The organism is Lysobacter sp. Soil_C_15, from assembly GCF_057657315.1.
Map to the genome: position 1 here is coordinate 525,275 of NZ_JBDGIR010000001.1, position 13,936 is coordinate 539,210.

Consider the following 13,936-nt stretch of genomic DNA (forward strand, 5'->3'; position numbering starts at 1 on the left):
AACCGGGACGAGCTTGCGATTTTCGCGTCGGACCGCGAGCTTCCGGCGCGTCGGGCCCGTGCGCAGGCCGAGGCCGCAGGTGAAAACCGCGGCGCGTGCCGGTCAGCGTTTTGCGCTCATCGAGTAGGGCCTCGCTGCCGGATCCGTGGCCCAGGCCTTGTCCGGTTCGGCCTGCATGACGAAGCGCAGCTCGCCGCCGGCGAGGATCTCGTCGTGGCGCAGGTAGGCGCGGTCCAGCGGCTGGCCGTTGAGGGTCGCGCCGCCGATGTAGGGCCGCGCATCGCCCAAGCCTTCGGCGACGATGCTGAAGCGCTTGCCGTTGGGCAGGTTGAGCGTGGCCTTGGGCAGGAACGGGCGGCCGATGACGTATTCGTTGCTGCCGGGGGCGACCGGGTAGAAGCCGAGCGCGGTGAATACGTACCAGGCCGACATCTGGCCGAGGTCGTCGTTGCCGGCCAGGCCGTCGGGGCGCGGTGCGTATTGGCTGGCCATGATCTGGGCCAGGCGTTGCTGGCTGCGCCAGGGCTGGCCGGCGTAGGCGTACAGATAGGCCACGTGGTGGCTGGGTTCGTTGCCGTGCGCGTACCAGCCGATCAGGCCGGTGATGTCTTCCATGTGGGCGAAGACCTTCGGGTCGACCTTGGCGTCGAACACCTGGTCGAGGCGCTCGATCAGTTTCCGCTCGCCGCCGTGCGCGGCGGCGAGGCCGGCGACGTCCTGCGGCACGTACCAGGAGTACTGCCAGGCGTTGCCTTCGGTGTAGTCGGTGCCGTAGCCGCTGGCGCTGGGATCGAAAGGCTCGCGGAAGGCGCCGTCGCGCTTGCGCGCGCGCATGAAGCCGGTCGACGCATCGAAGGCGTGGCGCCAGTTGCCGGCCCGCTTTTCGAATCTCGCGGCGACATCCTTGCGCCCCATCGCCGCCGCCATGCGTGCGATGGTCCAGTCGTCGTAGGCGTATTCCAGGGTCTTGGACGCGGCCTCGCCCTCCTCGTCGATCGGCACATAGCCCAGTTGCTTGTATTGGGCGATGCCGTCGTACGGGCCGTAGTCGGCGCTGGCGACCATCGCCTGCAGGGCCTCGTCGGCGTCGAAGCCGCGAATGCCTTTCAGGTATGCGTCGGCGATCACCGGTACCGCGTGATAGCCGACCATGCACCAGGTTTCCTGGCCGTGGAAGGCCCACACCGGCAGCACGCCGTAAGGGCTGTGGCGGCGCGCGGCGAGCAGCGAGTTGACGAAGTCGGCGTTGCGGCGCTCGGGCTGGACCAGGGTCAGCAGAGGATGCAGCGCGCGGTAGGTGTCCCACAGCGAGAAGGTCGAATAGTTGGTCCAGCCTTCGGCCTGGTGCACGGCGTTGTCGGGCCCGCGGTAGCGGCCGTCGGCGTCCATGAACAAGGTCGGGCCGAGCAGGCTGTGGTAGAGCGCGGTGTAGAAGCTCTTGCGCTGCGGCTCGGGCGCGTCCAGCTCGACCGCGGACAAGGCCTCGCTCCAGCGCTGGCGCGCCTGCGCGCGCACGGCGTCGAAATCGAAGCCGGGCACTTCCGCCTCGAGGTTGGCGATGGCGCTGTCTTCGCTGACCGGCGAGATCGCCAGCTTGACGATCAGGTCCCGGCCCGCGGCGTCGGCGAAGTCGAGGCTGGCGACCAGTTGCCGGCCTTCGATCTGGGCGCGCTGGCGCGGGTCTTTCTCGCCCGGCGGCGGGAAGCCCTTGTAGACGACGTCGGCCTCGGTGTCGTGGAAGGCGTGGCCGCTGAGCGGGCGCGAGAAGCGCATGGCGAAGTACAACTGCCGGCCCGGCGCCCAGCCGCGGGTTTCGCGGAAGCCGGTGACGGTGCCGTCGGGCCGCAGCCGCAGCCGCGACCACAGCACCTTGCCCGGGTAGTCGTACAGGCTGGTGCGCAGGTCGATCAACACGTGCGCGCTCTGCCCGGCCGGGTAGCGGTAGCGGTGCACGCCGACGCGTTCGCTGGCGGTGAGTTCGGCGCGGATCTTGTAGTCGTCCAGAGTGACCGCGTAATAGCCGGGCTCGGCGCGCTCGTCGTCGTGGCGGAACGCGGAGCGGTAGCCGCTGCGCGGGGTCTTGGCCTCGCCGCGCTCGAGCTTGACCTCGCCGGCGACCGGCATCAGCAGCACGTCGCCGAGGTCGGAGTGGCCGGTGCCGGAAAAATGGGTATGGGAGAAGCCGACGATGGTCGGATCGCCGTGGCGGTAGCCGGCGGCCCAGCCGTAGGCTTCCTTGCGCGGCTTGATCTCGGTGTCCGGACTGAGCTGGACCATGCCGAACGGGACCGTCGCGCCGGGATAGGTGTGGCCTTCGCCGCCGGTGCCGATGAAGGGGTCGACCGCGCGGTAGGCGCGCTGGCCGGCATCGCCGGCCGGGGCGGCCAGGACGGGACCGGCGCAGAATGCGGCGCAGGCGCCCGCGACCAGGACAGCGGCCAGGCCGGCGCGCCAACGGCGCGCGGCGGGACGGGACGGCAGGACGGGGGACGACGGGATCGGCCGGGTCATCCGGGGCACTCCGTATCGGAACTGGGCGGCAGGAACGGGTCCGGGTCGGCAAAAACGGCCCAGAGGCCTTTTAGATCGTTCTAAATTAAGCCAAGCTAACACGCGTCTCGACCGCGTTCATGCTGCATTGCAGAATGCAGCGGCGGGGCTTAGACCGCAGGATGGCGGCATTTAGAACGATCCAAAAGCCGTCCGGAGCCATGATTTCGGTTCGATCCCCCCTCGCAGCGAGGTGTTCACGATGAACGACGCGCCCGCCCCCCGTGGCCGAGTCACCCTGGCCGACATCGCGCGCGCCTGCGGACTGTCGCGCGCGACGGTGTCGCTGGTGCTGCGCGGCAGTCCGCTGGTGCATGCCGACACCCGCGCCCGGGTCGAAGCCGAACTCAAGCGCCAAGGCTACGTCTATCACCGCGGCGCGGCCAACCTGCGGCGCAAGGTCTCCACCGGCGTGGCGCTGGTGATCAACGACCTGTCCAACCCGTTCTTCGCCGAATTCGCCGCCGGCGTCGACGAATGGCTGGCCACCGCCGGCTTCGTCACCCTGCTCGGCAGCACCAACGAATCGGTCGAACGCCAGCAGGCGGTGCTGACCTCGCTGATGGAGCACGATCCGGCCGGGATCATCCTGTCGCCGGCCGAGGGCAGCGACGGCGCGCGGGTGCGCAACCAGATCGGCGAACGCACGCCGGTGCTGGTGTTCAACCGCGAACTCGACGGCACGCCTTGGGATTTCCTCGCCCTGGACAACATCCACGGCGCGCGCCTGGCCACCCGCCACCTGATCGAACGCGGCCACCGCCGCATCGCGTTCTTCGGCGGCCACCGCGATTCGTCCTCGTGCCGGCAGCGCCGCCAGGGCTATCGCGAGGCGATGGCCGAGGCCGGGCTGGAGCCGGAACCGCAGTGGCTGGTGGAATGCGCGCCGACCCGGCTGGAAGCGGCGCAGCAAACCGGCGCGCTGTTCGTGCGCGATCCGGCGCCGACCGCGGCGGTCTGCTACAACGACGCGGTCGCGCTGGGCCTGATGGCCGGCCTGGTCGCGCGCGGCCGCCGCCCCGGCGGCGATTTCGCGGTGGTCGGATTCGACGACATTCCCGAAGCCTCGGTCGCCTCGCCGACCCTGACCACGGTCGCGGTCGACCCGCGCGCGCGCGGCCGCCAGGCCGCCGAACTGATCCTCAAGCGCCTGCGCGACCCGGACATGGCGCGCGCCCACACCATCGCCCCGGTGCGGCTGCAGGCGCGCAGCAGCAGCGAGGTGCACCTGCCGCACAACGGAGCTTCCGCATGAGCCGCCGCGACATGTCCTACACCGCCGCGCTGGCGGTGGTGACCACGATCTTCTTCACCTGGGGCGGCCTGACCAGCCTCAACGATGTGCTGATCCCGCATCTGAAGGCCGTGTTCCAGATGAACTACGCCCAGTCGATGCTGATCCAGTCGACCTTCTTCGGCGCGTACTTCCTGATGTCGCTGCCGGCCAGCCGGGTGGTGGCCAGGTTCGGCTACAAGAACAGCATCGTGATCGGCCTGATCGTGGCCGCGATCGGCGCGGCGATGTTCTTCCCGGCCGCGCGCATTCCGTCCTATCCGCTGTTCCTGGGCGCGCTGTTCGTGCTCGCCAGCGGCATCACCCTGCTGCAGGTCTCGGCCAATCCCTACATCAGCCTGCTCGGCGATCCGGCCGGCGCGCCGAGCCGCCTGAACCTGGCCCAGGCGCTGAATTCGCTGGGCACCACCGTGTTCCCGTACGTGATCGGCCCGCTGATCCTGTCCGGCGCGGTGCTCGGCACCGCCGAGCTGGCGGCGATGAGCGCCGCCGAACAGGCCGCCTACCGCGCCCACGAGGCCGCCTCGGTGCAGATGCCGTACATGATCATCGCCGGCTGCCTGCTGTTGCTGGCGGTGTTCGTCTACGCCATGCGCATCCCGCCGCTGACCGAGGCCACCGAGAGCGCCGACCCGGTGCACCACAGCTTCGCCGAGGTGTTGAGCCAGAAACACCTGCTGTACGGCGTGATCGCGATCTTCCTCTACGTCGGCGCCGAAGTCTCGATCGGCAGCTTCCTGATCAATTACATCTCGCCGCCGGAGATCGGCAACATCGACCACGCCAAGGCCAGCGAGTACCTGGCGTACTACTGGGGCGGGGCGATGGTCGGCCGCTTCGTCGGCGCGATGCTGCTGCAGCGCTTCGACGCGCGCCGCCTGCTGGCGCTGTTCGCGATCGCGGCGATGGCGCTGCTGGCGCTGACCATGAGCAGCAAGGGCTCGCTGGCGATGTGGACGGTGCTGTCGATCGGCCTGTTCAACTCGATCATGTTCCCGACCATCTTCACCATCGCCATCGAACGGCTCGGTCCGATGACCAGCAAGGCCTCCAGCCTGCTGATCATGGGCATCGTCGGCGGCGCGGTGGTGCCGTGGCTGCAGGGCGTGCTGTCCGACCGGATCGGCATCCAGCAATCGTTCGTAATTCCTTTGATCTGTTACGCCTTCATCGTCTGGTACGGCTTCGCCGGCTCGCGCATCCGCGCCGGCCAGGGCCAGCACGCCAGCGCCCAGGCTTCGGGAGTGATGCATTGATGTCTGCTGCAGTGCAGCCCGCGCAATCGCGCAACGCCGCCATCGTCTGCTTCGGCGAAGCCCTGATCGACTTCCTCGCCCGCCCGGCCAAGGCGCCGGGCGAGCCGCGCCATTTCGTCGAGTACGCCGGCGGCGCGCCGGCCAACGTCGCCGTGGCCGCGGCCCGGCTCGGCGCGCCGGCGCGCTTCGTCGGCATGCTCGGCCAGGACATGTTCGGCGACTTCATCGCCGCGCAGTTGCAGCACTACGGCGTGGACACCCGCGACGTGGTCCGCACCGGCGAGGCCAAGACCGCGCTGGCCTTCGTCTCGCTGGACGGCGATGGCGAGCGCAGCTTCAGCTTCTACCGCCCGCCGGCGGCCGACTTGCTGTTCCGCGACGCCGACTTCCGCGCCGACGGCTTCGTCGATGCGGGCATTTTCCACGTCTGCTCCAACAGCCTGACCGAGGAAGCCATCGCCGCGACCACCCTGGCCGGGATGCGCCGCGCGCGCCTGGCCGGCGCGCTGGTCAGCATGGACATGAACCTGCGGCCTTCGCTGTGGCCGGCCGAGGTCGATCCGGCGCCGCGTCTGATCGCGGCGCTGCTGGAGGCCGACCTGATCAAGCTGTGCGGCAGCGAGTTCGAGTTCCTGGCCCGCCACTTGGGCGGCGAAGAGGCCGCGCTGCAGCGCCTGTGGCACGGCCATGCGCGCTGCGTGCTGATCACCGACGGCGCCACCCCGATCCGCTGGCATACCCGCACCCGCCAGGGCGAGGTCGCGACCTTCCGGGTCGCTCCGGCCGACACCACCGGCGCCGGCGACGCCTTCGTCGGCGGCCTGCTGCAGCGCCTGTCCAGCCTGGGCGTGGATGCGGCCGGCTTCGCCGAGTTCATCGCCGACGAAGCCGCGCTGGTCGCCGCGCTGCGCTACGCCGCGGCCGCCGGCGCGCTGGCCACCACCCGCCACGGCGCGTTCGCGGCCATGCCCGACACCGCCGAGGTCGAGCGGCTGATCCGCGAACAGTCCTGACCGCCGCCCCGCTTCCGATCCGGTATCCCGCATGAATCTTCCCGCGCATCCGCTGCCCGACTTCCGCCGGCCCGAGACCCTGCTCGCGCACGTCGCCGACACCATGGCCTTCTACGATCCGGTGGCGCTGGATCCGAACGGCGGCTTCTTCCATTACTTCCGCGACGACGGCTCGGTCTACGACGCCTCGCACCGGCATCTGGTCAGCAGCACCCGCTTCGTCTTCAACTACGCGATGGCGGCCGTCGAGTTCGGCCGCGACGACTATCGCGAGCGCGCCCGCCACGGCCTGCGCTACCTGCGCGAGGCGCACCGCGACCCGGCCAGCGGCGGCTATGCCTGGACGATCCGCGACGGCCGCGCCGAAGACCGCATGAACCACTGCTACGGCGTGGCCTTCGTGCTGCTGGCCTACTCCACCGCGCGCAAGGCCGGCATCGCCGAGGCCGCGGCGTGGATGGACGAAACCTGGGACCTGCTGGAAGCGCGCTTCTGGGAACCGGCCCACGGCCTGTACCGCGACGAGGCCGACGCGCAGTGGAACTTCACCGGCTACCGCGGCCAGAACGCCAACATGCACATGTGCGAGGCGATGCTGGCCGCATTCGAGGCCTCCGGCGAAGAGCGCTATCTGCAGCGCGCGCTGACCCTGGCGCAGAACATGACCCAGCGCCAGGCGGCGCAGGGCGACGGCCTGGTGTGGGAGCATTACGACCGCGACTGGAACATCGACTGGGATTATCACCGCGACGATCCCAAGCACTTGTTCCGGCCCTGGGGCTACCAGCCCGGCCATCAGACCGAGTGGTCCAAGCTGCTGCTGATCCTCGACCGCCACCTCACCGCGCGCGGCGAAACCGTGCCGTGGCTGGTGCCGACCGCGCGTCACCTGTTCGACGTCGCCGTCGCCCGTTCCTGGGACAGCGAGCACGGCGGGCTGTGCTACGGCTTCGCGCCGGACGGCACGGTCTGCGACGACGACAAGTATTTCTGGGTCCAGGCCGAATCGCTGGCGACTGCGGCGATGCTGGCGATCCGTACCGGCGAGGCTCAGTACTGGGCGTGGTACGACAAGCTGTGGGCCTACGTCTGGCAGCACATGGTCGACCATCGCTACGGAGCCTGGTACCGGATTCTCGATCGAGAGAACCGCAAGTACAGCGACGAAAAGAGCCCGGCCGGCAAGACCGACTACCACACCATGGGCGCTTGCTACGAAGTGCTGCGCTGGTTGCGGCAGCGCTGAGGTTCGCGGCGGTATCGGCGCACCGGCTTTCTGTAGGAGCGGCGTGAGCCGCGACCAAGGGACGCGCAGAGAACCATAGTCGTTCGCACCCCGTCGAGGCCGCGCCGCCCCCTTGTAGGAGCGGCGTGAGCCGCGATAGCCGAAGCGGCGTACGCAAGCGCACCGAACCGAGCGCCCGACAGCCACGAGCGCTCGCAGTGCAGGGCTTCGGCAGGCAACGTGGTATCGAACCGCTGCGGTTGTCGCGGCTTATGACCGAAGGAAATCCCCGTGGGACGCCGCTCCTACAGGGGCAAGGCGGGTTTCGGCGCGAACCGGGTGCGCCGCTCGTCGGCAGCGCTGCGCGGGGCCCGGCATCCGGCCGTGCTGCAGTGCGCGCCGCGCCTATCCTGGTCGCCCGCCTTCGAGGATCGCGCTATGGACACCCAGCAGATCGCCAATCGCTATGTCGAGCTGTGTCGCGCCGGCAAGCACGAGCAGATCCAGGACGAGCTGTACGCCGACGACGCGGTCAGCATCGAGGCGCCGGGCAACCAGGCCGGACCGCTGGGCAACGTCGAGGGCCTGGCGGCGATCCGCGAAAAAGGCCGCCGCTTCATGGACGACGTGATCGAGATCCACGACAGCTGGTGCAGCGACCCGGCGGTCGGCGGCGACTGGTTCAGCCTGGCGATGGGCATCGACGCCACCTACAAGAGCATGGGCCGCATGCCGATGGCCGAGGTCGCGGTGTACAAGGTGCGCGGCGGCAAGATCGTGCACGAACAGTTCTTCTACGGCTGAGCCTGCGCGCCTCGAGTCGGCCCTGGGCTTCGTCCGCACGAACCTGGCGTCGGCCCGCAGCGCCTGCGTACCTCGCTTCGGTGCCGGCCTAGGGCCGCAGGACACCTGCTCAAGCCGCGCACGGCGCCGACCATGCGCCCCGCCGGGAACCACGCGCAGCGCCGACGATAGGAACCCGGCCGCGCAAACGAAACAGGCCCCGCGAGAGCGGGGCCTGTTTCGTGTTCTGTGCGCTACCCGACCGACTCAGTCGATATCGAGGAAGCTGCGCAACTGTTCCGAACGGCTCGGATGACGCAGCTTGCGCAGGGCCTTGGCTTCGATCTGGCGGATGCGCTCGCGGGTCACGTCGAACTGCTTGCCGACCTCTTCCAGGGTGTGGTCGGTGTTCATGTCGATGCCGAAGCGCATGCGCAACACCTTGGCCTCCCTCGGGGTCAGGCCGGCGAGCACATCGCGGACCGTCTCGGAGAGGTTGATGTTGGTGGTCGCCTCCACCGGGGACTCGACGTTGGTGTCCTCGATGAAGTCGCCCAGATGCGAGTCCTCGTCGTCGCCGATCGGGGTCTCCATCGAGATCGGTTCCTTGGCGATCTTCATGACCTTCCGGATCTTGTCCTCCGGCATGTCCATTTCCTTCGCCAGCTCTTCCGGAGTCGCTTCGCGGCCGTACTGCTGCAGCATCTGGCGGCTGATCCGGTTGAGCTTGTTGATCGTCTCGATCATGTGCACCGGGATGCGGATGGTGCGGGCCTGATCGGCGATCGAACGGGTGATGGCCTGGCGGATCCACCAGGTGGCATAGGTCGAGAACTTGAAGCCGCGGCGGAATTCGAACTTGTCCACCGCCTTCATCAGGCCGATGTTGCCTTCCTGAATCAGGTCGAGGAACTGCAGGCCGCGGTTGGTGTACTTCTTGGCGATCGAAATCACCAGGCGCAGGTTGGCCTCGACCATCTCCTTCTTGGCCTTGCGCGCCTTGGCTTCGCCGTAGGCGACCTGGCGGCTGATTTCCTTGATGTCGGCCAGGGTCAGCAGCGAGGCCTGTTCCAGCTCGATGGTGGCCTGCTGCTCGGCGATGATCTGGTCCTTGACGTCGCGCAGGCCCGACGACCACTTCTGCTTGCGCTTGAGCAGCTCGTCGACCCATTCCAGATTGGTCTGGTTGCCTTCCCAGGCGCGGATGAAGTCCTTGCGCGGCATCTTGGCCACGCGGGTGGCCAGGTCGAGGATCTTGCGCTCGTGGTCCTTGATCGAGCCGACCACCTCGCGCAGGTTGCGCATCAGGGTGTCGGTCAGGGCCAGCGGCAGCTTCAGGGTGACGAACACCGCGGCGATGTCCTCGCGCAGCTTGGCCACGGTCTTGTGGCCGGCGCCGTTCTTGGCCTGGGCCTTGAGGAACTTGCCGTGCAGGTCGGCGATGGCCTCCATGCGCGCGGCCACTTCGACCGGGTCCGGGCCCGAGGTGGTCTCCTCGGCGTCGGTGTCGTCGCCGGCCTCGACCTCCTCGTCCTCGTCGTCCGAGTCGCCGCTGTCGTCGGCCGGCAGGACCGCCGCCGGCGGCTCGGGCTCTTCGTCGAGGTGGTCGTTGAAGCCGACCACGATCTCGGCCAGGCGCTTCTTGCCGGCCTTGTGCTGCTCGTAGTCGTCGAGGATCAGCTGGACCGTGCCCGGGAACAGGCCGAGCGAGGCCTGGACCTGGTTCAGGCCTTCTTCGATGCGCTTGGCGATGGCGATTTCGCCTTCGCGGGTCAGCAGCTCCACCGTGCCCATTTCGCGCATGTACATGCGCACCGGGTCGGTGGTGCGGCCGCCTTCGCCGTCGAGCGCGGTCAGCGCCGCGGCGGCTTCTTCGGCCGCCGTGTCGTCGACTTCGCGATTACCGGTATTGCCGTCGGCCAGCAACAGCGTTTCGGCATCGGGTGCGACTTCGTGCACCTCGATGCCCATGCCGTTGATCATGCCGATGATGTCTTCGATCTGTTCGGCGTCGACCAGATCGTCGGGCAGGTGATCGTTGACCTCGGCATAGGTCAGATAGCCCTGCTCCAAGCCCTTGGAGATCAGGAGCTTGATATCGGACGGAGGGGGCTGACGTTCGTTGGCCATGGGCTGCGCCACCGCTGCTTGAGATAGGGGAACGCTCCAGTATATCAGATCCGCCAGGGTCGGCCGGAGGGCCGGGGCCAGGCAGGGACGGATCTAGGACCGGAGAAGGAAGGTGACCGGGCCGTCGTTGACCAGGCTGACCACCATATGGGCGCCGAAGCGGCCGGTTTCCACCCCTCCGGCATGACGCGCCCGGCAAGTTTCGACCAGACGGTTGAATAGCGGTTCAGCCAGGGCCGGCGCGGCCGCGGTGCTGAAGCCCGGGCGCATGCCGCTGCTGGTGTCCGCGGCCAGGGTGAACTGACTGACCAGCAGCAGGCCGCCGCCGGTGTCGGCCAGGCCGCGGTTCATCCGCCCGGCCTCATCGGCGAACACCCGGTAGCCGAGCAGGCGTTCGGCCATGCGCGCGATCTGGGCCTGGCCGTCGCCGGGTTCGACCCCGACCAGGGCCAGCAGGCCGGGGCCGATCGCGCCGACGGTTTCGCCGTCGACCGCGACCGAGGCCTGGGCGACGCGTTGGATCAGACTCAACATACGGACGGGCGCCACAACGGTTCGGGCCCGCAAGTCTAAACACGGGGGCGGCTAAACTGGGGCGATGACCCGTTTCGTCGCCCGCTTGCTCTACCTCGCCGCCGGTGCGCTCGGCCGCCTGCCCTGGTCCTGGCAGATGGGCCTGGGCGATGCGCTGGCCTGGCTGTGGCAACGCCGCGCCGCGCGCGAGGCCCGGGTCGCCCGGGTCAACCTGGAGTTGGCCTACCCGGACCTGGCGCCGGAGCCGCGCGAGCGCCTGCAGCAGGCCATCGTCCGCACCACCGCGCGCCAAGCGATCGAGACCCTGCGCCTGTGGACCCGGCCGCACGCCGAGAATCTGGCGCTGCTGCGAGAGCAGCACGGGGTCGAGCTGTTCGACGCCGCCCTCGCCTCCGGCCGCGGCCTGATCGTGGCCGCGCCGCACTACGGCAACTGGGAACTGCTGAACCAGTGGCTGGCCTCGCGTACGCCGCTGGCGATCCTGTACCGGCCGCCGGAATCGGCGGTCGGCGAGGCCTTCCTCAACCTGGTCCGCGCCGACAGCGACACCGGCCGGGTGACCCAGGTCCGCGCCGAGGGCGCGGCGGTGCGCCAGCTATGGAAACGGCTCAGCGCCGGCGGCGTGGTCGGGATCCTGCCCGACCAGCAGCCCAAGGCCGGCGACGGCGAGTTCGCGCCCTTCTTCGGCGTGCCGGCGCTGACCATGACCCTGCTCGGCCGGCTCGCCGAACGCACCGGCGCGACCGTGCTGTTCGCCTATTGCGAACGCCTGCCGGCGCATCCGCAGCAGCCGGCGTTCGCGCTGCGCATCGAGGCCGCGCCGGCCGGCATCGCCGACCCCGATCCGCAACGCGCCTGCGTCGCCCTCAACGCCGCGGTCGAACGCATCGCCCGGCGCGACCCGGCCCAGTACCAGTGGACCTACAAGCGCTACACCCTGCGCCCGTCCGGCAACGGCGACGACAATCCCTACCGCTTGCGCTGAGCGCGCCGCAACGCGCACTGCGCGGCCGTCGTCGCGGCTACACTCGGCGCTTCACGCACTAGCCGCCGACCGACGATGACCGACGCGCCCGCCAGCGCCGATGCCCCTGCCCAGCCGGCGCCCGCCGCCGACGCGCCCGCCGCCGACGAGGGCTGGCAACGGCTGCCGCCGCGCGCCCAATTGCTGTGCACGATCGACGTCAGCATTTCCCTGGCGGTGGTGTTCGCGATCGCCGGGGTGGTCGCCGGGGTGCTGACCCGCGGCCTGCTGGTCGGCGCCGCCAGCGCGCTCACCGGCGCCCTGCTCGGCGCCGGCATCGGCACCTGGATCGGCCTGCGCCGTTATCGCAACACGCTGTGGCGGCTGGACGCGCACGGCTTCGCGGTGCGCCGCGGGGTCGCCTGGCAGCGCGAGACGCTGGTGCCGCTGACCCGGGTCCAGCACCTGGACCTCAAGCACGGCCCGCTGCAGCGGCTGCGCGATCTGGCCACCCTGGTCGTGCACACCGCCGGCACCCGCCACAGCGCGGTGTCGATCGACCATCTCGACGCCGCCGACGCCGAGCGCCTGCGCGAACGCCTGGGCCGCCAGCTCGACAGCGACGACGAGGCCTGATGAGCGCGCCCGAGCCTGCCGCCGCGACCGCTCCGTCGCCGCCCGTCGCGCCGCACGGCGAGGCCGCGCTGGACCGGCGCCTGCATCCGATGTCGTGGCTGTTCGTGCTGATCCAGCAGCTCAAGCAGTTCGTGGTGCCGCTGATCGCCCTGCTGGTGTTCGGCCGCGGCGACCGCAACGAGCTGTGGTCGCTGATCGGCGTCGGCGTGCTGGTCGTGGTGTCGATCTGGCGCTACCTGACCTATCGCTACGGCATCGGCGCCAACCACCTGGTGGTGCGCAGCGGGCTGTTCAACCGCAGCCTGCGCGAGATCCCGTTCGTGCGGATCCAGAACGTGGCCGTGCACCAGACCGTGCTGCACCGCGTGTTCGGGGTCGCCGAGGTGCGCCTGGAATCGGCCGGCAGCAAGGAGCCGGAGGCGCAGATGCGGGTGCTCAAGCTCGCCGACGCGCTGGCCCTGGAAGCGCTGGTGCGGCGGCGCGGCGACGCGGCCGCGCCGGACCAGGCCGAGCCGGCGGCCGAGGTCCTGCTGCGCCTGCCGCCGGCCGAGGTGCTGCGGCTTGGGCTGGTCTCCGACGGCGGCCTGGTCCTGATCGGCGCCGGCTTCGCCGCGCTGACCCAGGCCATGCCCGACTTCAATGCCAAGGTGCCGGGCCGGCTGATGCGCGAGGCGGTGCGCTGGCTGTTCGGCCGGGTCGAGTCCTATCACCTGGACGCGCTCGGCTATGTCGGTGTGGCCCTGGTCCTGGCGCTGGCCCTGGCGGTCGCGCTCAAGCTGCTGTCGGTGGCGCTGGCGGTGCTGCGCTACTACGGCTTCGAACTCAGCGAACACGGCCGCCGCCTGACCGCCGAACGCGGTCTGCTCGGGCGCTGGCGCACTACCGTGCCGCGCCGGCGCATCCAGGCCTGGACCCTGGAGGAAGGCCTGCTGCACCGCCTGTTGGCGCGGCGCCGGCTGGCGGTGGACACGGTCGGCGCCGGCGACCAGGACGACGGCCGCGCGCTCAAGGAGCTGGCGCCGATCGCGCCGCTGCCGGTCTGCGACGCCCTGGTCGACCGGCTGTTGCCGGGCGCGCAGCTGCAGCGGCTGGCGTGGCGGCCGCTGCCGGAAGCGGCCTGGTGGCGGCTGTTCCTGCCCGACCTGCCCTGGGTCGCGCTGGCGGCGTTCGCGTTGTACTGGCAGGTCGGGATCTTGAGCGCGCTGGCGCTGCTGTGGCTGCCGTGGGCGGCGTTCAAGGCCCAGCGCCGCGCGCGCCGGATCGGCTACGCGGTGGATGCGCAGTGGGTCGCGGTGCGCGAAGGCTGGTGGCGGCGCTACTGGCGTTTCGCCGAGCTCGACAAGCTGCAGGCCTTGCAGATCACCCGCTCGCCGATCGACCGCCGCTGCGGTACCGCGACCCTGTGGCTGGACACCGCCGGCGCCGGCGCGCTGGGGCCGCCGTTGCGGATCCGTTTCCTGCCCGAAGCCGAAGCGCGCCGGCTGTACGCCGAACTGGCCGCGGTGCTGGCGCGGCGCCCGCTGCGTTGGTGAGCGCGCGCCGCCGAGGCGG

The 13,936-nt window shown here is 70.0% G+C and carries 11 protein-coding genes; 8 read left to right on the forward strand and 3 right to left on the reverse strand.

Translation table 11 applies throughout. The features are described 5' to 3' along the window. Nucleotides 1-102: 102 nt before the first annotated feature. A complete protein-coding gene (locus AC3A57_RS02230) occupies nucleotides 103-2,511 on the reverse strand; it encodes a GH92 family glycosyl hydrolase (protein WP_487577376.1) in 2,409 nt (802 codons plus the stop codon). Between the two features lie 241 nt (nucleotides 2,512-2,752). Here AC3A57_RS02230 and AC3A57_RS02235 point away from each other — a divergent pair, with 241 nt between their 5' ends. From AC3A57_RS02235 to AC3A57_RS02255, 5 genes are all read left to right on the forward strand, one after another. Beyond that, nucleotides 2,753-3,805, forward strand: a complete 1,053-nt coding sequence (locus tag AC3A57_RS02235) for a LacI family DNA-binding transcriptional regulator (protein ID WP_221670312.1) — start codon at nucleotides 2,753-2,755, stop codon at nucleotides 3,803-3,805. Continuing rightward, nucleotides 3,802-5,100, forward strand: a complete 1,299-nt coding sequence (gene fucP, locus AC3A57_RS02240; RefSeq protein WP_487577377.1) for an L-fucose:H+ symporter permease — start codon at nucleotides 3,802-3,804, stop codon at nucleotides 5,098-5,100. The genes AC3A57_RS02235 and fucP overlap by 4 nt, the downstream gene beginning before the upstream one ends. Beyond that, the gene (locus tag AC3A57_RS02245) at nucleotides 5,100-6,113 is read left to right on the forward strand and encodes a carbohydrate kinase family protein (RefSeq protein ID WP_487577378.1); all 1,014 of its coding nucleotides are present in this window, start codon (nucleotides 5,100-5,102) and stop codon (nucleotides 6,111-6,113) included. The genes fucP and AC3A57_RS02245 overlap by 1 nt, the downstream gene beginning before the upstream one ends. A 31-nt stretch (nucleotides 6,114-6,144) precedes the next feature. Next, nucleotides 6,145-7,359: an AGE family epimerase/isomerase gene (locus AC3A57_RS02250; protein WP_487577379.1), complete on the forward strand. Its 1,215-nt coding sequence runs from the start codon at nucleotides 6,145-6,147 to the stop codon at nucleotides 7,357-7,359. Between the two features lie 417 nt (nucleotides 7,360-7,776). Further along, nucleotides 7,777-8,142, forward strand: a complete 366-nt coding sequence (locus tag AC3A57_RS02255) for a SnoaL-like domain-containing protein (protein ID WP_487577380.1) — start codon at nucleotides 7,777-7,779, stop codon at nucleotides 8,140-8,142. Nucleotides 8,143-8,388: 246 nt separating this feature from the next. Here AC3A57_RS02255 and rpoD read toward each other — a convergent pair whose 3' ends face one another. Then, complete coding sequence (gene rpoD, locus AC3A57_RS02260; protein ID WP_487577381.1) at nucleotides 8,389-10,251, reverse strand: RNA polymerase sigma factor RpoD; 1,863 nt, start codon at nucleotides 10,249-10,251, stop codon at nucleotides 8,389-8,391. A gap of 93 nt (nucleotides 10,252-10,344) precedes the next feature. Continuing rightward, entirely contained in the window at nucleotides 10,345-10,785 is a 441-nt protein-coding gene (gene dtd, locus AC3A57_RS02265) for a D-aminoacyl-tRNA deacylase (protein WP_487577382.1), read from the reverse strand. Nucleotides 10,786-10,849: 64 nt separating this feature from the next. Between dtd and AC3A57_RS02270 the strand changes: the two genes are divergently transcribed. The 3 genes from AC3A57_RS02270 (at nucleotide 10,850) to AC3A57_RS02280 (ending at nucleotide 13,917) form a co-directional block, all read left to right on the forward strand. Then, nucleotides 10,850-11,770, forward strand: coding sequence for a lauroyl acyltransferase (locus AC3A57_RS02270; protein ID WP_487577383.1), 921 nt, complete (start codon nucleotides 10,850-10,852; stop codon nucleotides 11,768-11,770). Nucleotides 11,771-11,845: 75 nt separating this feature from the next. Then, nucleotides 11,846-12,385 (forward strand): PH domain-containing protein, encoded by a 540-nt coding sequence (locus tag AC3A57_RS02275; RefSeq protein WP_487577384.1) that lies wholly within the window; start codon nucleotides 11,846-11,848, stop codon nucleotides 12,383-12,385. A gap of 89 nt (nucleotides 12,386-12,474) precedes the next feature. Further along, nucleotides 12,475-13,917, forward strand: a complete 1,443-nt coding sequence (locus AC3A57_RS02280; protein WP_487577706.1) for a PH domain-containing protein — start codon at nucleotides 12,475-12,477, stop codon at nucleotides 13,915-13,917. Nucleotides 13,918-13,936: the final 19 nt, after the last annotated feature.

What these genes read in the sequence shown, in the direction of transcription:
- AC3A57_RS02230 (WP_487577376.1), bottom strand. Translation starts at nt 2,511, where the DNA reads ATGACCCGGCCGATCCCGTCGTCCCCCGTCCTGCCGTCCCGTCCCGCC.
- AC3A57_RS02235 (WP_221670312.1), top strand. Translation starts at nt 2,753, where the DNA reads ATGAACGACGCGCCCGCCCCCCGTGGCCGAGTCACCCTGGCCGACATC.
- fucP (WP_487577377.1), top strand. Translation starts at nt 3,802, where the DNA reads ATGAGCCGCCGCGACATGTCCTACACCGCCGCGCTGGCGGTGGTGACC.
- AC3A57_RS02245 (WP_487577378.1), top strand. Translation starts at nt 5,100, where the DNA reads ATGTCTGCTGCAGTGCAGCCCGCGCAATCGCGCAACGCCGCCATCGTC.
- AC3A57_RS02250 (WP_487577379.1), top strand. Translation starts at nt 6,145, where the DNA reads ATGAATCTTCCCGCGCATCCGCTGCCCGACTTCCGCCGGCCCGAGACC.
- AC3A57_RS02255 (WP_487577380.1), top strand. Translation starts at nt 7,777, where the DNA reads ATGGACACCCAGCAGATCGCCAATCGCTATGTCGAGCTGTGTCGCGCC.
- rpoD (WP_487577381.1), bottom strand. Translation starts at nt 10,251, where the DNA reads ATGGCCAACGAACGTCAGCCCCCTCCGTCCGATATCAAGCTCCTGATC.
- dtd (WP_487577382.1), bottom strand. Translation starts at nt 10,785, where the DNA reads ATGTTGAGTCTGATCCAACGCGTCGCCCAGGCCTCGGTCGCGGTCGAC.
- AC3A57_RS02270 (WP_487577383.1), top strand. Translation starts at nt 10,850, where the DNA reads ATGACCCGTTTCGTCGCCCGCTTGCTCTACCTCGCCGCCGGTGCGCTC.
- AC3A57_RS02275 (WP_487577384.1), top strand. Translation starts at nt 11,846, where the DNA reads ATGACCGACGCGCCCGCCAGCGCCGATGCCCCTGCCCAGCCGGCGCCC.
- AC3A57_RS02280 (WP_487577706.1), top strand. Translation starts at nt 12,475, where the DNA reads ATGTCGTGGCTGTTCGTGCTGATCCAGCAGCTCAAGCAGTTCGTGGTG.